Source organism: Halobacillus litoralis (genome assembly GCF_020171725.1).
GTDB classification, from domain to species: Bacteria; Bacillota; Bacilli; order Bacillales; family Halobacillaceae; genus Halobacillus; species Halobacillus litoralis_F.
On record NZ_JAIVAJ010000006.1, the window covers coordinates 250,875 to 269,688 of the forward strand.

The window sequence follows — 18,814 nt, forward strand, 5'->3', positions numbered from 1 at the left end:
AAGGGCGAGCTTTCGGTTTGGCAGAAAAAAGGCGCGGATGCCATTCAGCACTGCATGAACACAAGCGGCGAGCTGCTTGTATGGGCCGTCTGCGGTGCGGGCAAAACGGAAATGCTGTTCCCCGGCCTAGCATCTGCTTTGCAGCAAGGAAAGCGTGTCTGCCTTGCCACGCCTCGAGCGGATGTCGTACGTGAACTGAAGCCCCGCCTGCAATCGGCTTTTCCGGACGTCCCGATCCAAGTGTTATATGGAGACAGCCCTGACAGAGAAAGAAACGCCCCGTTCATCATCGCCACTACCCACCAACTTCTCAGATTCTCGAATGCCTTTGATGTCATGATTATCGATGAAATCGATGCGTTCCCTTATTACAATGATAAATCGCTGAAATTTGCGTCCGGTCGAGCGGCGAAGTCCAATGCTGCGAAAGTATATCTCACGGCGACGCCGAGAAAGCTTGAGAAGTGGCGGGTGCGGCTGAAGAAGCTTCCAGCTGTTTTTATCGCGAGACGCTTTCACGGCCACCCGCTCTCTGTTCCGACCCTTCACCTTATTCCATCGCTCACCCGCACGTTGAAGAAAAAACAGCTCCCACCAAACGTACTCAATTCCATTTCGGAACAGCAGAAGACGACGAGACAGCTGATGATTTTTTTACCTACGGTTGAAATAGTAGAGTGGGTGCAGGCTTATTTGTCAGAAAAGGGGATTCAGACGGAGGGTGTCTTTGCCGAGGATCCGGACCGGGTGGAGAAGGTGACTGCGTTCAGGAACAAGAAGTTCCGGTTGATGCTGACGACGACGATCTTGGAGCGTGGGGTGACGTTTCCGTCGGTCGATGTGTTTGTGGTCGATGCGGGGCATACGGTATTTGATGAAGCGGCGCTTGTGCAGATTGCGGGGCGGGCTGGCAGAAGTCCTGATGATCCGGACGGGGACGTGCGCTTTTTTCACAGCGGGAAGACGAATGCGATGCTAGATGCCCGTGATTCGATCATGCATATGAACAAGTTGGGGGAACGGCGGTGAGGTGTTATGTTTGTTCGAACGATATCATGACACAGGTTACGTGGACGAATGTCTTCCTGCCTCCGAAGCGGTCGTCGATTTGCGAAGGATGTTTAAGTCAGTTTGAGCGGATTACGCCGACGTGTCCGAAATGCGGGCGAGGCGACAGCACAGGGCTTTGTTTTGACTGTGAGAGATGGGGAATGGACAAGGAAGACCCGCTTGAGAAAAATACGGCGCTGTTTGCGTACAATGACTTTGCGAAGGACTGGGTGGCGAAGTGGAAGTATCGTGGGGACTATGAGCTGCTTTATTCGTTGAGGGAGCAGGTTGCCTCGTTGGAGGGACCTCTTGTTCCGATTCCGTTGAGTGACGAGCGACTGGCTGAGCGTGGGTTTAATCAGTCGGAAGCGGTGATTCGCCTTCTCGGCGGGGAGTCTGTCTCGCTGCTTGAGAGAAGCGGGACATCGAAGCAGTCGAAGAAGCAGCGGGCGGAGCGGGTGACGTCTGAGAATCCGTTCCGGTTAGTGGAGCCGATCCGAGCACCGGTTACGATCGTCGATGATATTTATACGACGGGAACGACGCTTCGGCATGCGGCATCGCTCTTGAAGGAAGCGGGCTGTCCGAGCGTGTCCTCCTTTACGATTTTTCGATAAATTCACCCCAAAACACTTTGGGTTCTCGCGAATTTGCCGATATAATAAGTAGAGAAGATATGGAGGAGGCAACGACATGGCGGAAGTAGCGAACTGTCCGCGTTGTAACGCGATTTTCATGAAGGGGCCGAGCGTCTATGTATGCCCGGACTGCAAGAAACAAGAGGAAAAGGACTTCCAAACCGTTTACGCTTTCATGCGGAAAAAGCAGAACCGCACAGCGAACGTGCAGGAGATTGAATATCATACAGGGGTTGAGGAGAAGCTGATTCGCAAATTCGTGGCGCAGAAACGTCTGCACCCGGCCCAGTTCCCGAACTTGATGTACAGCTGTGAGCGCTGTGGCGGCGATATTCAGGACGGCCGGTTATGTTCAAGCTGCACGGAAGAAATTCACTCTGGTTTGAATAAAATGAAACGTAATGAAGAGCTTGAAAAGCATAAAAGAGAGGCAGAAAGAGCTAAGAATAAGACTTATTACTCTCTTGAAGATGATTAAAAAGTAAGGGTTAAGGATAAGTTGATTTAGCCGATATAGATAGTAATTAAGGTAACGAAAGAAATGAGGTGAACGCTGTGAAAATTCATGGACCAAACCAATCGAACTTCAACCCTTATCAGAAATCCATTAAACAACAAACGGACATGAAGCAGCAGGGAAACCGACAAGATAAATTAGAAATCTCAAATGAGGCGAAGCAAATGCAAGGAAAAGATCAACCGAATCCTGCTCGCCAAAAACGAGTCGACCAGATCAAGCACGACATCGAATCTGGGAACTATCAAATAGACCCGAAACTGACAGCTCAGAAAATGATCGATTTTTGGACGAAGTAAACGGAAAGCAAAGTCATAGGGATATGGCTTTGCTTCTGCTTGTCGTAGGTCAATCGCTGGAGTGGCACGCCCACTGCAGCGATTGGCTTATGACGATGGAGTGAAAAATACTAAATAGTAAAGAGGAGAATTGGTGTGAGTGTGCAACCTATTCTACAGACGATGACACAGCTGAAGCAGCTTCACGAAAGTCTCTTAGCTTTATCACAAAATAAAACGGACGCTTTAAAGGCCAACGACACGACCGCCTTGCAGAAGCTGCTTGCGACAGAACGGAAGCATGTACAGGCGATTAATAAGGTAGAAAAACAACGGATGACAACTGTTGCGCAGTGGTACACGTCACAAGGTCTTACGGCAACTGAACCGACGATTTCAGAGATGCTTGAGCATCTTGAGGGTGAACAGTATGAGGCGCTTGAGAACAAGTACAACGAGTTGATTCTTGTGTTGGCTGATTTGAAGAAGCAGGAGATCTTAAACGCTGAGTTGACGAAACAGTCGCTGCAGTTTGTGAATCTATATCTCGATATGCTGCAACCTTCCCTTGAGAGCGTGAACTATGGAGTTAATGAAAGTCAATCAACTAAATCGAAAAGATCTGTTTTCGATTCAAAAGCCTGATAGAAGAGGAGAGTTTAAATGGTTTCCACTTTTCACGGACTAGAAGTTGCTAAAAGAGGTCTTTTTACGCAACAATCTGCGTTATATACAACGGGGCATAATATCTCGAACGCCAATACACCAGGATATACTAGACAACGTGTCAATTTTGAACAGACAAGTCCATTTCCACCTGCATCACGAAACCGACCCGAAATACCAGGTCAAATGGGGAGTGGTGTTCAGGCACAATCAATCGAGCGTGTAAGAGAAGAGTTCTTAGATCTTCAATATCGTAACGAGAATACTAAAACAGGTTATTATGAATCCTTGTCAAACTCTATGAGAAAAATGGAAGAAGTAATGAATGAACCCTCTGACCAAGGACTGTCAAAAACCATGGATCGTTTCTGGCAGTCTCTTCAGGACTTGTCTACAAATCCTGAAGATGCAGGTGCGAGGTCTGTAGTTAGGCAGAGAGGGATGGCTGTAGCAGAGACGTTTAATTATTTGTCCTCTTCCTTAACATCGATTCAAAAGGATTTGAAAAATGAGATTAATGTCACATCTCAAGAGCTTAACTCTTATTCTCAACAATTGAATAACTTGAATAAACAAATAGCTGAAGTAGAACCACATGGATACGTGCCCAATGATTTATATGATGAAAGAGATCGATTGTTGGACCAAATGTCAGAAGTAGTGAATATCGATGTTACATATACATCATCTGGAGGAGCTCCTTCCCCAATAGCAATGGGAAAGGCAACCGTTAAGCTTGCTTCAAATGATGGTACACCACTTGATCCACCTATCACACTAGTGGATGGTGTGAGGGAAGAGATTGAAACAGTAAGCGTCTCATTTGGGGAGACGATGGGACAAACTGTAGCTACACAAATTTCTTTTGGTGAACAGAAATTCACCAAAGGTGAATTTCTATCCAATGGTAAATTGTCTGCATTAGTAACATCCATAGGGTATATGAACAATGAGCCATCTTTACCTGCTTATACTGTATCTGAAGGCATTGCTGTTGATACTAACAATGACGCCGTTCTCCCTTCAAGTCTCGAAGGGGAAACACTTACCATAACTGGGACTGTTTCAGTTGAAGGAGATCCAGGTTATGAAGAAGGAGAAACGTTTTCTGTAACGATTAACGAAGACGAAACTCTTCAAACGCTCTCAGCTAAAATTAATGCTGGTGGCGAAGGGGTAACAGCCTCTGTCGAAGTTCAAGATGGTGTGAAAAGATTAGTGTTGGCATCAGATTATGAAGGAAAAGAATCTACACTAACCATTGAAAGCTCTTCATCAACTTCTATTGGTATAGAAGGAGAGTATCAAGGGGCGAACGAAGTGGAGGGTGTTTACACAGACATGCTTCATGATCTTGATCGAATGGCTTCTGCTTTTATCCAAGAATTCAATCAGGTTCACACAGAGGGGGAATCTCTCAATACTTTGGGGGCTCCAGCGAGTGATGCCCCACCTGCATTCTTCTCATATGGAAATGCTTATCCCGGTGATGGCGGAATGTTCCTGGGTGTTTCTGCTACTATGGGAATAACGGACGGTGTGAAAAATGATATTGATAATATCGCTGCTGCTAACCTAGTTGGCGGTGAAGCCCTTGCAGGTAACGGAGGGAATGCCCAGGATCTAGCCAACGTAAGAGATGAGAGTCTTTCTTTATTGGGAAAAGAAGCTGATATCACGAGTTTCTACGAAGGCGTCATAGGAAGTATGGCTGTTAATTCTCAAGAAGCTGAACGTCAAGAACAGAACGCTACAACCTTGAAAGGGTCAGTGGAACAGCAAAGACAATCAGTAAGTGCCGTCTCCTTAGACGAGGAAATGACAAATATGGTTAAATTCCAACACGCTTATAATGCTGCAGCAAGAAACATTACTGTCGTTGACGAGATGATTGATCGTATTATTAACCAAATGGGACGAGTTGGAAGGTAGGTGAAACTCTATGCGTGTAACGCAAGGGATGTTATCAAACAATATGTTGCGTAATTTGAGCAATAGTTATGAACGCATGGGTAAGTATCAAGAGCAATTATCAACTGGGAAAAAAATAAGTCGTCCATCAGACGATCCAGTAGTCGCAATGAAAGGAATCAATTATCGTACTGAGTTAACGAAAGTACAGCAATTTAAGCGAAATATTAACGAAGTAAATAATTGGATGGAAAATAGTGACTCTGCTCTTGATAAAGCAACGCTTGCTATGCAACGAATTCGTGAATTGACTGTTCAAGCGAGCAATGGTACATATGAGGAAGGACAAAGGGCCAATATTGCAAAAGAAATTCGTCAACTAAAAGAGCATGTCGGTTCTATTGCGAATATTAAAGTGAACGATAAATATATTTTCAACGGAGCTAACACAACTGAAAAACCTGTTGACTTAGCTACGTTCACCGTTGATAGCAGCGACACAAGTGTCAATATAGAAGTAACAGATGGAGTAGAAATTAAAACAAATGTTACCCCATCTAATGTATTTAATCAGGGTATATTTGATGATATCGAGAGTTTTGCTACTGCTCTAGAAGATGAGTCTCAGCTTGGGAATAATATGAATGAACAACAATTCACCGAGTTCTTGGGAACATTCGATGACCATATCAATAACATTGTTGACGAACGTGCAGATCTCGGAGCAAGGATGAATCGAGTCGAACTAATAACCGATCGACTGGAAACGCAGGAAGTATCGACATCCAAGATGTTATCTAATAATGAAGATGCAGAAATAGAAAAAGTCATCACGAATTTGAAGACTCAGGAGAGCATTCATAGAGCTGCGCTAGGAGTCGGTTCCCGTATTATTCAACCCACTCTAATGGACTTTCTAAGATAGAGCGACCTGAATTTCAGGTCGCTTATTTTTTTATACGCTAAGTTCTAATAAGTAAAGAGGAGTGTTGGTGATGTCCATTCCTAAGTTGCAAGTTCAGACACAACAAGCCCAAATCGGTTTACAAACAGTCTCCGCTAAACATGAATACAAGCAGTTTAAAGCGGAGCAGTCTATTCAGCAACCAAAAGCGGATATGACAATCGAGCAGAAAAAAGGAAAACTTACCATTGATCAATCAAGTGCATGGAGCAATCTTGGGTTTAAATCTATAGCAGAACGCACACGAGACACAGCCTCCCATGCAGAGCAAGTTCTGCTGGAAGGGATAGCAAGGGTGGCGCAAGAAGGTGATGAAATGATGAGTGTTGAGAACAATGGGAATCCTATTCCTAGTATCTCGGAAAGAAATACAGGGTGGGACTTCAATTACCCTCTCGGAAGCACTCCCGTATCCGAATTGGTTAAGTTGTCCTATCAAGCTAACCCTGCGAAAATTCAAACTCAAATAAATCCTCCTGTTATCGAAGCCACTCCTAAATATCCTGAATTTAATTATGAGCGTGGGTATGTTGATATTTCGTTAGTACAACATGCTAGTATCCAAATAGATTGGAAAATATAAATACGATTTAGAAGAAAAGAAAGGTAGATGAAGAGTGAAAGTTCAAACGAAATATTTTGGCGAAGTTGAAGTAGACGAGAAAGATCAAATTGCTTTTGAGCAAGGATTGCCTGGTTTTAGAGATTATCAAACATTTGTGATGTTAACCATCCCAGAAGCCCCTTTCTATGTAGTACTACAGTCATTGGAAGTGCATGACCTTGCTTTTATTCTAACCAATCCTTATATATTCTTTCAGGACTATGAATTTGATATTGATGGAACCTCTGAAGAAGAGTTAGAGATTAACAGTACTAAAGAAGTGGAAGTTTATTCTGTTATTACGATTCGTGATCCTTTTAAACAATCAACAATCAATTTGCAGGCACCGATTATCTATAACAAAAATACAAATCAAGCCAAACAAATCGTATTGAATTCATCTGTATACCATACTAAACACCTTATCATTCAGGAGGAAGAAGGTGGATCAAATGCTCGTCCTTAATCGAAAAATAAACGAATCGATTATGATTGGAGAGGACATTGAAATTAAAGTCATATCAATAGATGGTGGACAGGTAAAGCTAGGTATCAATGCTCCTTCACAATTAGAAATCCATCGAAAGGAAATACACTTGGCTATTTTAGAAGAGAATACACAAGCAGCCTCTTTAGATTTAGATTTGATTAACTTACTAAAAAACAATTCCAAAAACACTTAAAATAACCAACACTCTTCCGATAATATAAGTGTAATGCCAAACATGTCGGCCGACATCAAAGCTGGTATTAACCATTTCGGTTTCCCACAAGGACGTGGGAGTCAAAATCAAGGAGGATATCAATTATGCGTATTAATCACAACATCGCTGCCTTAAACACTTACCGTCAGCTTGGACAAGCGAACAATGCTCAATCAAATTCTATGGAGAAGCTTTCTTCGGGTCTTCGAATCAACAAAGCTGGAGACGACGCAGCGGGTCTTTCCATTTCCGAAAAAATGCGTGGACAAATTCGTGGTTTGGAGCAAGCATCTCGTAACTCTCAAGATGGAATTTCTATGATTCAAACAGCTGAAGGCGCACTAAACGAAACTCACTCTATTTTACAGCGTATGCGTGAACTTGCTGTACAAGGTTCAAACGATACAAACGTTACAGCAGACCGTGATTCTATTAAAGATGAGTTGACTCAGTTGAAGAAAGAAATTGATCGTATAGCAACAAATACAGAGTTCAACACACAGAATGTACTTTCTGCAGCAGGTACTTACAACTTCCAAGTAGGAGCTAATTCATCACAAGTCATCGAGTTGACGATCAATTCAATGGATGCAGAATCACTAGCTACTAATTTGACAAGCGCTGTAATTTCTGGACTTGCTTCTCACGGTGATTTCACTTCATTTGTAACGAACATTAACAGCGCGCTTACTAAAGTTTCTGATGAGCGATCGAAACTTGGTGCTGTCCAGAATCGTCTAGAGCATACAATTGCTAACTTAGATACTAGTGCTGAAAACCTAACAGCTGCAGAATCACGTATCCGTGATGTAGATATGGCAAAAGAAATGATGAACCAAACGAAAAACTCTATTTTGGCACAAGCTTCACAAGCTATGCTTGCGCAAGCAAACCAACAGCCACAAGGAGTCTTACAGTTACTAAGATAATCAAAAATAGAAGAGAGGCAGCCAGTTAGGTTGCCTCTCCTCTTTATTGAGGGTGATATATAAATGAATAATGTTATTTACATAGAAAATTCGGACAAGAATGTGCCCGTATATCCTGTTATATTCAAAAAAACGAAGGTAGATACATTATTAACTTCTTTAAATGGATTGAATTTAAATAGTACATATGCTCCCGACAAAGAATCTAATCGATTTGTGGAAAATCACTATAAAAGAAACTACGCACATATCTTATTTGGGATAGGCCATTCTCATATAGCCAAAGACTTTGTTTATCAGATGGTTGAAAATGATTTACTCATTATTATAGAGCCAAATGTTGATCTCTTTGAAGGCTTACGAGATAGGGGGCATTTAGATGAGTTACTAAATCTCAAAAATGTGTTTATTCTAGTCGGTTTTGAGTTTGTTGAGATAGATAGAGAGATTAAATATGTGATTGAAAATGGGTATCTAGGTTTTACTGAATTCATAATATCTCCTAATTATGAGAAAATATATCCTCAATATATTAAAACAATAAGAGAAATTATCAAGCAAAGTACAAGTTTATCAACAATGAATATTGCAACTATGACAGTGTTTTCGCAAATATGGCAGAAAAATTTACTCTATAACCTTAAAGATATTTGGAAGTCTGAAAGCTTTGTAGAGTACGAGGGCAAACTGGATTGTCCTGTTATTATAGCCTCTTCTGGTCCTTCATTGACAAAACAACTAGACATTTTGAGAGAGGTTAGAGAAAGTAACTGTGCTCTGATAATAGCAGCGGGGTCGACCATTAACCCATTACTCAAAGCAGGTATAAAACCCCATATTATAGTTTCTGTTGACGGTGGAGAAGCAAATTGGAATCATTTTAAGTCAATTGACTATGATGATATCCCTCTATTTTACAGTTTAGCAGTGCATAAGAATATACCCGCCTCTCATGGAGGATTGAAGGTTGCTTTCAACCCTCAAGAAGATATGCTAACAAGTTGGGTGGAAGATATTGCGAGTAGAAAGGTCGGTACAGTAGATGGCGGTGCTTCGGTTGCAAACTTTTCTTTAGATGTAGCATATAAAATTTCATCTGGACCTATTACTCTAATTGGACAGGATCTTGCTTACACAGGTGATCAAACTCATGCAAAGGGGAATCGGAATTATAAGAAGGTAATTGAGCTTGAAAATTCGAGGAAATACACTTCTGTAGAGGGATACTATGGTGGTCAAGTAAGAAGTGACTATCAATTCTTAAGTATGAAGAAAGTCTTTGAAAATATGATTAAAAGCTTCAGGATAAAAGGTGATAATCGTTCTGTTTATAATTCCACTGAAGGCGGAGCCGCTATTGACGGTTTTGAAAAAGTACCCTTTAAACATTTTGTTGGGGAATTTAGCCACTTAAGCTATGAACAAGAATTTAATAAATTATTCCAAAAGTTAGAAGGTACTATAGAAAGTAATAAAGATGTAATCGAAAAAAATGTTTCAAATGAGAAAATGAAATTGCATGAAGCTAAGTCTCTATGCGAAAATGCCATCGAGATTCTGAATAAAACCGATAAATATAAGTTGATAGAACAAACCAAACTAGATGAATTGGACGAAATAGATTCAAAGGTAAATGTATATACAGAAAGTAAAATACTTCATTTTATCACAATGCCTGTAAATTTCAGGATTAATTACAAATATAGACAAATAAAAGAAGAGTCAGAAGCACAGCAATTGGAAAGAATATTAAACAAGTCTGAGGCTTTGTATAAGGGGATTTATGATGCAATAAATACTACGGTTGAGTTCATAGACGAGGTATTTCCAGAAGGGGTTGAAAAATGTGAAAGAAATAGTAACTGAAACCATTAATACATTAAAGTTCTACTTGCCCAATCTCATAGAAGGCACAAAGTCAACTGCAGAAAAGTTCCAGGCCCATAAAGACTCTGAAGCCCTTAAAGTTCTACCTAATATTGTTGAAGGAATTGACTGGGTTTATCAAGCGATTGCAGGGATCCAAAAGAATGGAGGATTGCCAAAAATAGATTTAGAAGAACTAAGCTCCATACTACCCGAAACTTTAAGGGCAATCGAAGTGAAAGATTATGTTCTACTTTCAGATCTTTTAGAGTATGAAATTGTACATGTCTTAGAAAAATGGAATGATCAATTATTGGTGACACAGTGAATTGGGAGCTAGTACATTGTCGGAATGGTGAAGGTACCGTGAGAGTAATGAAGGGATACAAAAAGATTCTTCTGCACAGCAAATTCAACCCCTCAAGAGAAGCTGAACGGTGGGTTGATGGTTTGAGTTTTAATGCTGATTATACAAAAAAAGTAGTTGTGGTTGGAGTAGGAGCAGGTCATCATATTCTCAAATTCATAGCAAGGTATCCTCACTTACCAGTCGTTGTATGGGATTTCAATCCGGAGTATGTTAAGTGGGTAAAAGATCAGTATCTTCTCTCTGACGTGCCCTATCATATTCCTATAAATGTTTCTGATAGTTTACTAGAAATTAGTAAAAGATTCACACCATTATTGGAAGAAGAAGGGACAGAGGTTTTAATTCATTCCCCTTCATTATGCATCATCCCGGAGCACTTAAACAGTCTTAAGGATAACTTGGAAAATTATGTGCTTTTTTTAAAAACGATTCGTCATCAATCTCTTTCACTCTTAGAAAACTTCCATAAAAACATACGCCTTAAAGATAAAGGGTTTTATCCTTATTTAGGAGACTTTCAAGATAAATCATTGATTCTCGTGTCAGCAGGTCCATCGCTCGCTAAGCAGTTACCACAACTTGCAAAATTGCAGCAGCAAGATAATCTTGTAATAGCCGCTGTTGGAACAGCTTTAAAACCTCTCTTGGGACACAATATTTTACCTGATCTTGTAATGGTTTCAGATCCACAGTCAAATATTGCGGAACAGTTCCCACCGGATAAACGACTAGAACATATTCCTTTATTTTATTTATCAACTGCCAATCATGAAGCAATAAAAAATTATCAGGGAGATCGGTTCATAATTTGGCAGAGAGGGTATGAAGCTTCTGAAGAACAAGCGGGTATAAGAGGAGAGCCTTTAGTCCGAACAGGAGGGTCAGTAGCAACGAGTTTATTGGACCTTATTGTTAAAATGGGAGCAAAACGTGTTGCTCTAATTGGACAAGATTTAGCTGTGACAGGTGGTAAAAGTCATGTAGAAGGTACACATCAATATAAAAAAATGAATACAAGTGATATGAGGCTTGTTGAAGATTTCTATAAGACATCTCTGGTTCCAACCTTAAATAATCTATCTATCTATTTGAAATGGTTTGAAGCTTATAGGAGATCTACACCAGAAAAAATCGAACTCTGGAATTGTACAGAGGGCGGGGCACATATAAATGGATGGAAGCATAGTAGCTTATCAGATTACCTCCATATTAATTAAAGGGCATCCTTTGTATTCTCCCAAAGGGTGTCTTTTTCTATTATGAGTTATTTCAGGAGAAATTATTAAGGGATTAAATATTACCATTTTCGTCCGATATAAAAAGAAACACGGAAAAGAGTTGGTCAAGGTGGATGTGAAAGAAGTGATTGTACAATCGCACCTTTTAAAGAAAAGCGCCTCTGAAGTCAATGACTTAGGAAAAACTCCAAAAAATTTGAGCAATTTAAGACGAGAAATTGACAACTCTTCGGTTAATGAAGATTTGCCAAAAGAAGAATACGAAGAACGTATTAGGAAAGTCGTGGAAGGCATCAACCAATTGATTGATCCACAAAAAACATCTTTGAAATTTAAATTCCATGAAGAACTTGAAGAGTATTATGTAAGTATAATAGATGAGAGATCTGGTGATATTGTTAGAGAAATACCTCCCAAAAAGGTACTTGATTATCATGCAGCTATGGAAGAATTCTTAGGTATTATTATAGATAATAAGATTTAGTGAGGTGTCCCAATGAGCGATATGAGAATCGGTGGATTAGCATCTGGAATGGATATAGATGGCATTGTTAAAGATTTAATGCGAGCAGAAAAGCAGCCGTTAAATAAAATGGAGCAAGACCGTACTTGGACAGAATGGAAAAGAGACTCCTATAGAGAAGTTAACAAACAACTGCTAGAATTCGATAACATGATGTTAGACATGAAGTACACTAAGACCTATGAACCAAAAGAAGTTATTTCATCTGATGAATCTGTTCTTAAAGCCACTGGTAATTCTAGTGCCTCTAATGGAGTTTATTCTATTGAAGTGACACAAGTAGCTAATGCAGCATATAAAGTAAGTTCTGGAGCGGTATCTGGTACATCGATCGATCCTACACAACCTTTATCAAATGAGAAGGCAAACTTTTCTAATTGGGAGAATAATGGGTCTTTTACTATTACTACACATGAAGGTGATGAAACATTCACAATTGATGAAACTGGATCATTAAATGATTTGTTGAAAGAAATCACGGATTCAGGTATTGGTATTAGAGCATTTTATAATGAATCTTCTGACCAGGTTATGATAGAGAGAACTAATGTTGGTGATTTTCAAGGAGGGGATGAGATTTCCTTCTCTGGTAATACAGGATTTCTCACAAATACGCTGAAGTTGGATACTGAACAGGGAGGACAGGGTGCAGAATTTATATACAATAATGCAATTACAATAAAATCTGATGATAATAATTATTCTCTGAACGGTGTAGATTACGAATTTCAAAAGCAAGGTACAGCAACATTAAACGTGAGCAATAATGTTGATCAATCAGTAAAAAAGATCACTGAATTTATCGATAAGTACAATAGTATTGTTGAAAATCTGAACAATAAAGTTAAGGAGAAGCGATATAGGGACTTTCCCCCACTAACACAAGAACAGCGGGATGGGATGGAAGAAAAGGAAATTGAACTATGGGAAGAAAAAGCAAAAAGTGGTCTTTTAAGAAGTGACAACATTGTCAGAAATACCTTATCTGATATGAGGTTTAGTTGGTACCAGGAGGTAGAGACTGGTGGAACTTATACACAGTTAACTCAGATTGGCATTTCCACAGGCATAAACTTTCAGAATGGCGGACAACTTGAAATTGACGAGGTAAAGCTTAAGGAAGCTCTCCAAGAAGATCCACAAGCAGTAAGAGAATTGTTTGCGGGTAACGAAGCTTCTGGTGGAGAAGGAATTCTCCAGAAGCTTGAAGATACCATCGCTACTACAAGGGATTCCATAAGACGAAAAGCTGGAAATATTAATAGCACTGATGAGAGTTATACTCTTGGTCGGCAAATAAAGGACATGAATGATCGTATGGATAGTTTCCAAGAGAGGTTAAGCATGATTGAAGATCGTTATTGGGCTCAATTTGGAGAGATGGAAAGAGCGATACAACAAATGAATTCTCAATCTGCGTATTTAATGCAGCAATTTGGTTAAAGGGAAAGGGGCTATAGCAATTATGTCAATCGAAGCATATAAAAACAATTCTGTTGAGACAGCGTCACCTGGGGAACTTACATTAATGTTGTACAATGGAGGAATCAAGTTTATTCAAACTGCTATGAAATCGATTGAATCAAAACAGTTCGAAAAGAAGAACACTAGTATTCAACGTGCCCAAGCTGTTATCAGTGAACTGACTGTAACGATGAATCGTGATTACTCAATTTCTAAAGAAGTATTACCACTATATGAATATATGAATCGTCGCTTGATTGAAGCCAACGTAAAAAATGATATTGAAGCATTGAAGGAAGTTGAAGAACTGTTTGTTGATTTCAGAGACACTTGGAAACAAGTTATCTTGATAGACAGGCAAGCTAGGAATCGAAATGGTGAGAGAGCATAATGAACCATTGGGGGAACTTTCACCAAGTTACACTAGAACTGAACGAGGTTTTACATCGAAAAGTGACAAATGATAACAGGGAAGAAATATTAAAAGAAGTACAGTCCTTATTAGATCGACGCTCACACTTGATAAAGTCCCTTCCGGATCCAGTTTCTGAAAGCGATAAGGCTTTAGTGAAATCTGTTTTGAAAATTGAGCCAAGTATGAATCAACGAATAGAGCTTTTATTTACACAACTTAAGAAAGAACTTAAGCTCTTAAAGAAGCAGAAGATAAGTAAGCAGCAGTACACTAACCCTTATCAAAGCGTTGCTAATCATGATGGTGTTTACATGGATCATAAAAAATGATTGGTTTACTAATAAAAAACACCCTATTGGGGTGTTTTTTGGTTTTCGAGAACATACTATTACCGAGCTATCTAAGGTTTATAAACAGCTATTAAAGATAGAAATTCAATGCAAAAGTCCTTATATACTTACATTTTTTACTTTTTGAATTTCTCCATGCTGTAGTAGACTATATACAGAGGCTTTGTTTATTAACTCATTCTTTCAGTTGGTCCCTAGTACTACAACTACTAGACCTTTTTAATCAATTTATTCTAATTCATTTGAAGTATAGTCTATTTAAGCCGACATAAAAAATACAACATTATCAATTAGAGAAACGAGGTTTACTTCATGTTCAGTCTTTCAGGAAAGTCAATATTGATAACCGGTGGAACAGGATCCTTCGGGAAGAAATTCATAAAAAAAATTCTTACATACGATATAAAAAAAGTGATTGTTTTTAGTAGAGATGAACTGAAACAATATGAGATGGCAAAAGAATTCAGTGACCCTCGTATTAGATTCTTCATAGGAGATGTACGTGACAAAGAGCGTTTGTATAGAGCTTTCGACGGTGTTGATGTTGTTATTCATGCTGCTGCCTTAAAGCATGTAGAAGCTTGTGAATATAACCCTTTTGAAGCCGTTAAAACAAATATTCATGGTGCTCAAAATATTGTCGAAGCATCTATTGACCGTGGAGTTAAGAGGGTCATAGCACTTAGCACAGATAAAGCTGCTAGTCCCATTAATCTATATGGAGCAACTAAATTAGCTTCCGATAAATTGTTTGTAGCTGCAAACTCGTATGCAGGAGATAAAGACACACGATTTTCAGTTGTGCGATATGGAAATGTAGTGGGGAGCAGAGGGAGTGTAGTACCATTTTTTAAGCATTTAAAAGAGTCTGGGGCAAAGGAAATTCCTATCACTGATGAAAGAATGACAAGGTTTTGGATTACTCTTGATCAGGGGGTTCAATTTGTTATAAGTAGTCTAGACAGGATGAGTGGTGGGGAAATTTTTGTTCCCAAAATTCCTAGTATGAGGGTGACAGATCTTGCTGAAGCAATTGCTCCAGATTGTGAAATAAAAGTCATAGGTATCAGACCTGGCGAGAAATTACATGAGGCAATGATTACAGAGGACGATGCTAGAAGAACGCTAGATTATGAAAATCACTATGTTATTCAACCGGAATTTTCCTGGTGGAAGAAAGATTCTTCTCAAGTAGGGAGACCTTTAGAGGAGGGTTTTAGTTACGTGAGCAATTTGAATAACCAATGGCTGTCAGTAGGACAGTTGAAGGAACTTATTGAAGACAAAACACGAAAATGGTGATTACTCATGGATCTTAATAGAAACATACCATATGGTAGACAATGGGTGGATAATGATGACATAGAAGAAGTAATAAAAATTCTAAAGAGCGATTATTTGACTACGGGACCAGCAGTTGAAAGATTCGAGCAGGACATGGCAGACTATGTTGGATCAAAATATGCAGTTGCTTTTTCTAGCGGAACTGCGGCTCTCCATGCGGCATGTTTTGCAGCAGGAATTAAAGCAGGAGATGAAGTTGTTACTTCTTCAATGACCTTTGCAGCATCGGCAAATTGTGTGATTTATCAAGGTGCAACACCTAAGTTTGCAGAGATTAATCCTAATAATGGAAATATAAACCCTGCTTCTATCGAAGAATGTATTACTGATAAGACTAAGGCAATTATACCAGTTCACTATACGGGGCGACCGACTGAAATGGATGAAATACTAGATATTGCTCAACGTTATAATCTGATAGTCATAGAAGATGCCGCTCATGCTTTGGGAGCTCTATATAAAAAGAAGAAGATTGGTTCAATTAGTGATATGACAATGTTTAGCTTCCACCCCGTAAAAAATATCACCACCGGTGAAGGCGGAGTTATAACTACAAACAACAAAAAATATTTTCAAACCTTACAACAGTTCCGTTCTCATGGTGTTACTCGAGACCCTCAAGGTTTAGTAAACCAGATTGATGGGCCTTGGTACTATGAGATGCAATTCTTAGGATATAATTACCGCATGACGGATATTCAAGCAGCGTTAGGGTCAAGTCAACTGAAAAAACTTGATTTCTTTATTCAAAAACGCAGGGAAATAGTGAAATATTATAACGGAAAGTTTAAAAATATTGGAGTAATAAAACCACTTAATATAGATGCAATTGAAAGTTCAAGCTGGCACTTATATGTTGTAAGATTAGAACTTAATAAATTAGTCGTTAGTCGTAAAAAGATTGTAGAACTTCTATTAGAAGAAAAAATCAATGTTAACGTACATTATATACCTGTTTATAAGCATCCCTATTATCAATCTTTAGGTTACGATTATAAATTGCATCCCGCTACAGATCAATTTTATGAAAGTATTATAACACTACCTTTATATCCTTCTATGACTAATGATCAAGTCTCAAAAATCTGCGAAGTTTTCATGAAGATTATTAGCAAATACATGCGAGCAAACTAGCATTTAATGATTGGGGGTACCTGATATGGAAAAATATTGCGTAATTATTCAAGCGAGAATGTCTTCCACAAGACTTCCTGGGAAAATAATGAAAGAAGTCCTCGGGAAACCTCTACTAGAATACCAATTGGAAAGGCTGGGCTATTGCGAATCTGTTGATGAAATAGTTGTTGCTACCACAAATAATCCTGCAGATGATGTAATTGTTAGCTTTTGTAAAGAGAATGGATACAGAGTATTTCGTGGTTCGGAAGATGATGTGCTTTCGCGGTACTACTGTACATCAATAGAAGTTGAGGCAGATCATATAATTAGAATTACTTCAGATTGTCCGTTGATTGACCCTCAAGTTGTCGATAAAGTAGTAGAAAGTTACAAAAAAAACAGGGAACAATTCAACCTAGTATCGAATACTGTGAAAAGAACCTTTCCACGTGGATTAGATGTCTCCGTATTCTCAGTGAAAACTTTGAAAGAAGCTTTTGAACTTGCTTCGAAACCGCTTGATCGTGAACACGTTACCAAATATATTTATGAGAACAACTATAAAGTACTGGGTTTCGAAAATGATCAAGACCTAAGTAATCATCGTTGGACAGTAGACACTTACGAAGATTTTTTGCTTGTGAAAAATGTAATCGAATCACTTTATCCAATTAAAAATAATTTTGATCTTTATGATGTGATTAAATTCTTAAATTGCAACAAAGAGATATATGAACTTAATGTACATGTGGAACAAAAAAGAGGGTGACTATTTGTTACAAGAAAAGATAGTTATAAGGGTTGATGGTAACTCAAAGGTAGGAATTGGTCATGTAATGAGGTGTCTTGCTATCGCAGAACATTGGAAACTATACTATTCTGCTGAAGTTGTATTTTTGACAAAAGAGTTGCCCGTCTATATTTTGGATCTTTTAGAGGAGAAAGGTTTTTATGCACATATACTTAGCTTAGATAAGGTTGGAAGTGAGACTGACGGTGAATTAACAAGAGAATTTATGGAAGCAACTAATTCCGACTGGTTAATTGTAGATGGTTACGAATTTAAAAGTTTTTTTTACAGCACTTTTGTCAAAGTCAAGTTTAAAATTATGATAGTTGATGATCTTGGTATTTCCAATTTTTATATAGCTGATTTATTGGTGAATAAAAGCTTAAACTATAAAAATATTGATTACAGGGGGAGGACCACAGAAAATACAAAGCTATTGTTAGGTCCTGATTACACTCCGCTAAGGCAAGAGTTTATCCAATCAAAAGCCTATAGAGTTAACCCTCATGCTAGGAAGATTTTAATAACTTTTGGTGGTAGTGATCCTGTTGATGCTACTAGCATTATATTAAATGCTCTCACTTTAATGAATTTAAGTAATCTAAGTGTAAAAGTATTGGTTGGACCAAGCAATTTAAAATCATTTTCTTTAGACGAATTTTCACGCGCATTTAATGATGTGGAGATAGTATATGGCTCCTCAGAAATAAGCGAGATGTACATCTGGGCTGATTTAATAATAACCGCTGGAGGGACTTCATTAACTGAAATTTGCTACTTTGGTGTACCTTCAATCAGTTACAATATTGTCGATAATCAAAAGTCTGCAATTATTATAGATAAGGTGTATGGAGCGACAAACTTTCTTGGGAACATAAGCGAGTTTTCTTTTGATATATTTCAGGACACATTTATTGAGTTAATTAATAGTTTTAGCAAGCGAAAGCTTATGAGTAAGAATGGAAAGGATTTAATCGATGGGAAAGGCAACGAAAGAATATTAGAGAAGGTTAAAGAGATTCATTAATTATTCCTTTCAACCATTTTATCAAAAGGGAAAATAAGGTCATCGTA

At 38.8% G+C, this 18,814-nt stretch carries 22 protein-coding genes and 1 pseudogene; all 23 read left to right on the forward strand.

The window, feature by feature from the left end:
- Positions 1 to 24: 24 nt before the first annotated feature.
- Positions 25 to 444, forward strand: a pseudogene (locus tag LCM20_RS20095) (DEAD/DEAH box helicase family protein); the annotation flags it as partial.
- 27 nt (positions 445 to 471) lie between these two features.
- Entirely contained in the window at positions 472 to 1,029 is a 558-nt protein-coding gene (locus LCM20_RS20100) for a helicase-related protein (RefSeq protein WP_318247316.1), read from the forward strand.
- Positions 1,030 to 1,055: 26 nt separating this feature from the next.
- Positions 1,056 to 1,667: a ComF family protein gene (locus tag LCM20_RS13230; protein ID WP_225195951.1), complete on the forward strand. Its 612-nt coding sequence runs from the start codon at positions 1,056 to 1,058 to the stop codon at positions 1,665 to 1,667.
- A 76-nt stretch (positions 1,668 to 1,743) separates the two neighbouring features.
- Positions 1,744 to 2,166, forward strand: coding sequence for a TIGR03826 family flagellar region protein (locus tag LCM20_RS13235; protein WP_225195952.1), 423 nt, complete (start codon positions 1,744 to 1,746; stop codon positions 2,164 to 2,166).
- Positions 2,167 to 2,243: 77 nt separating this feature from the next.
- Positions 2,244 to 2,504 carry a flagellar biosynthesis anti-sigma factor FlgM gene (gene flgM / locus LCM20_RS13240; protein ID WP_225195953.1) on the forward strand — a complete coding sequence of 87 codons (261 nt, stop codon included), beginning with the start codon at positions 2,244 to 2,246 and terminating at the stop codon, positions 2,502 to 2,504.
- A gap of 135 nt (positions 2,505 to 2,639) precedes the next feature.
- Positions 2,640 to 3,128: a flagellar protein FlgN gene (locus tag LCM20_RS13245; protein WP_225195954.1), complete on the forward strand. Its 489-nt coding sequence runs from the start codon at positions 2,640 to 2,642 to the stop codon at positions 3,126 to 3,128.
- A gap of 18 nt (positions 3,129 to 3,146) precedes the next feature.
- Positions 3,147 to 5,081: a flagellar hook-associated protein FlgK gene (flgK, locus tag LCM20_RS13250; RefSeq protein WP_225195955.1), complete on the forward strand. Its 1,935-nt coding sequence runs from the start codon at positions 3,147 to 3,149 to the stop codon at positions 5,079 to 5,081.
- Positions 5,082 to 5,091: 10 nt separating this feature from the next.
- Positions 5,092 to 5,985, forward strand: coding sequence for a flagellar hook-associated protein FlgL (flgL, locus tag LCM20_RS13255; RefSeq protein ID WP_225195956.1), 894 nt, complete (start codon positions 5,092 to 5,094; stop codon positions 5,983 to 5,985).
- A gap of 70 nt (positions 5,986 to 6,055) precedes the next feature.
- Entirely contained in the window at positions 6,056 to 6,607 is a 552-nt protein-coding gene (locus tag LCM20_RS13260; protein WP_225195957.1) for a DUF6470 family protein, read from the forward strand.
- A gap of 34 nt (positions 6,608 to 6,641) precedes the next feature.
- On the forward strand, positions 6,642 to 7,094 hold the full coding sequence (gene fliW / locus LCM20_RS13265) for a flagellar assembly protein FliW (protein ID WP_225195958.1): 453 nt from the start codon (positions 6,642 to 6,644) through the stop codon (positions 7,092 to 7,094).
- The gene (csrA, locus tag LCM20_RS13270) at positions 7,081 to 7,311 is read left to right on the forward strand and encodes a carbon storage regulator CsrA (RefSeq protein ID WP_225196184.1); all 231 of its coding nucleotides are present in this window, start codon (positions 7,081 to 7,083) and stop codon (positions 7,309 to 7,311) included. Before fliW ends, csrA begins: the two co-directional genes overlap by 14 nt.
- Positions 7,312 to 7,436: 125 nt before the next feature.
- The gene (locus LCM20_RS13275; protein WP_225195959.1) at positions 7,437 to 8,261 is read left to right on the forward strand and encodes a flagellin; all 825 of its coding nucleotides are present in this window, start codon (positions 7,437 to 7,439) and stop codon (positions 8,259 to 8,261) included.
- Positions 8,262 to 8,324: 63 nt separating this feature from the next.
- Positions 8,325 to 10,127, forward strand: a complete 1,803-nt coding sequence (locus tag LCM20_RS13280; RefSeq protein WP_225195960.1) for a motility associated factor glycosyltransferase family protein — start codon at positions 8,325 to 8,327, stop codon at positions 10,125 to 10,127.
- On the forward strand, positions 10,108 to 10,455 hold the full coding sequence (locus tag LCM20_RS13285; RefSeq protein ID WP_225195961.1) for a hypothetical protein: 348 nt from the start codon (positions 10,108 to 10,110) through the stop codon (positions 10,453 to 10,455). Before LCM20_RS13280 ends, LCM20_RS13285 begins: the two co-directional genes overlap by 20 nt.
- 47 nt (positions 10,456 to 10,502) lie before the next feature.
- Positions 10,503 to 11,714 carry a motility associated factor glycosyltransferase family protein gene (locus LCM20_RS13290; RefSeq protein WP_225195962.1) on the forward strand — a complete coding sequence of 404 codons (1,212 nt, stop codon included), beginning with the start codon at positions 10,503 to 10,505 and terminating at the stop codon, positions 11,712 to 11,714.
- 130 nt (positions 11,715 to 11,844) lie between these two features.
- On the forward strand, positions 11,845 to 12,219 hold the full coding sequence (gene flaG / locus LCM20_RS13295; protein WP_225195963.1) for a flagellar protein FlaG: 375 nt from the start codon (positions 11,845 to 11,847) through the stop codon (positions 12,217 to 12,219).
- A 12-nt stretch (positions 12,220 to 12,231) separates the two neighbouring features.
- The gene (locus LCM20_RS13300; protein WP_225195964.1) at positions 12,232 to 13,701 is read left to right on the forward strand and encodes a flagellar hook-associated protein 2; all 1,470 of its coding nucleotides are present in this window, start codon (positions 12,232 to 12,234) and stop codon (positions 13,699 to 13,701) included.
- 22 nt (positions 13,702 to 13,723) lie between these two features.
- A complete protein-coding gene (gene fliS / locus LCM20_RS13305) occupies positions 13,724 to 14,113 on the forward strand; it encodes a flagellar export chaperone FliS (RefSeq protein ID WP_225195965.1) in 390 nt (129 codons plus the stop codon).
- The gene (locus tag LCM20_RS13310) at positions 14,113 to 14,466 is read left to right on the forward strand and encodes a flagellar protein FliT (RefSeq protein ID WP_225195966.1); all 354 of its coding nucleotides are present in this window, start codon (positions 14,113 to 14,115) and stop codon (positions 14,464 to 14,466) included. The genes fliS and LCM20_RS13310 overlap by 1 nt, the downstream gene beginning before the upstream one ends.
- Positions 14,467 to 14,799: 333 nt before the next feature.
- Positions 14,800 to 15,789 carry a UDP-N-acetylglucosamine 4,6-dehydratase (inverting) gene (gene pseB / locus LCM20_RS13315; protein WP_225195967.1) on the forward strand — a complete coding sequence of 330 codons (990 nt, stop codon included), beginning with the start codon at positions 14,800 to 14,802 and terminating at the stop codon, positions 15,787 to 15,789.
- A 6-nt stretch (positions 15,790 to 15,795) separates the two neighbouring features.
- Positions 15,796 to 16,965 (forward strand): UDP-4-amino-4,6-dideoxy-N-acetyl-beta-L-altrosamine transaminase, encoded by a 1,170-nt coding sequence (pseC, locus tag LCM20_RS13320; protein WP_225195968.1) that lies wholly within the window; start codon positions 15,796 to 15,798, stop codon positions 16,963 to 16,965.
- A gap of 25 nt (positions 16,966 to 16,990) precedes the next feature.
- On the forward strand, positions 16,991 to 17,719 hold the full coding sequence (locus LCM20_RS13325; RefSeq protein ID WP_225195969.1) for a cytidylyltransferase domain-containing protein: 729 nt from the start codon (positions 16,991 to 16,993) through the stop codon (positions 17,717 to 17,719).
- A gap of 4 nt (positions 17,720 to 17,723) precedes the next feature.
- Complete coding sequence (gene pseG / locus LCM20_RS13330) at positions 17,724 to 18,767, forward strand: UDP-2,4-diacetamido-2,4,6-trideoxy-beta-L-altropyranose hydrolase (protein ID WP_225195970.1); 1,044 nt, start codon at positions 17,724 to 17,726, stop codon at positions 18,765 to 18,767.
- The last annotated feature ends 47 nt before the right edge of the window (positions 18,768 to 18,814 follow it).

Coding starts and splice junctions, on each gene's coding strand:
- flgK (WP_225195955.1), top strand. CDS start 3,147: ATGGTTTCCACTTTTCACGGACTAGAAGTTGCTAAAAGAGGTCTTTTT.
- LCM20_RS13290 (WP_225195962.1), top strand. CDS start 10,503: ATGAAGGGATACAAAAAGATTCTTCTGCACAGCAAATTCAACCCCTCA.
- fliS (WP_225195965.1), top strand. CDS start 13,724: ATGTCAATCGAAGCATATAAAAACAATTCTGTTGAGACAGCGTCACCT.
- pseB (WP_225195967.1), top strand. CDS start 14,800: ATGTTCAGTCTTTCAGGAAAGTCAATATTGATAACCGGTGGAACAGGA.
- LCM20_RS13280 (WP_225195960.1), top strand. CDS start 8,325: ATGAATAATGTTATTTACATAGAAAATTCGGACAAGAATGTGCCCGTA.
- LCM20_RS13230 (WP_225195951.1), top strand. CDS start 1,056: ATGACACAGGTTACGTGGACGAATGTCTTCCTGCCTCCGAAGCGGTCG.
- LCM20_RS13325 (WP_225195969.1), top strand. CDS start 16,991: ATGGAAAAATATTGCGTAATTATTCAAGCGAGAATGTCTTCCACAAGA.
- flgL (WP_225195956.1), top strand. CDS start 5,092: ATGCGTGTAACGCAAGGGATGTTATCAAACAATATGTTGCGTAATTTG.
- LCM20_RS13300 (WP_225195964.1), top strand. CDS start 12,232: ATGAGCGATATGAGAATCGGTGGATTAGCATCTGGAATGGATATAGAT.
- LCM20_RS13235 (WP_225195952.1), top strand. CDS start 1,744: ATGGCGGAAGTAGCGAACTGTCCGCGTTGTAACGCGATTTTCATGAAG.
- pseC (WP_225195968.1), top strand. CDS start 15,796: ATGGATCTTAATAGAAACATACCATATGGTAGACAATGGGTGGATAAT.
- csrA (WP_225196184.1), top strand. CDS start 7,081: ATGCTCGTCCTTAATCGAAAAATAAACGAATCGATTATGATTGGAGAG.
- LCM20_RS13275 (WP_225195959.1), top strand. CDS start 7,437: ATGCGTATTAATCACAACATCGCTGCCTTAAACACTTACCGTCAGCTT.
- LCM20_RS13260 (WP_225195957.1), top strand. CDS start 6,056: ATGTCCATTCCTAAGTTGCAAGTTCAGACACAACAAGCCCAAATCGGT.
- LCM20_RS13310 (WP_225195966.1), top strand. CDS start 14,113: ATGAACCATTGGGGGAACTTTCACCAAGTTACACTAGAACTGAACGAG.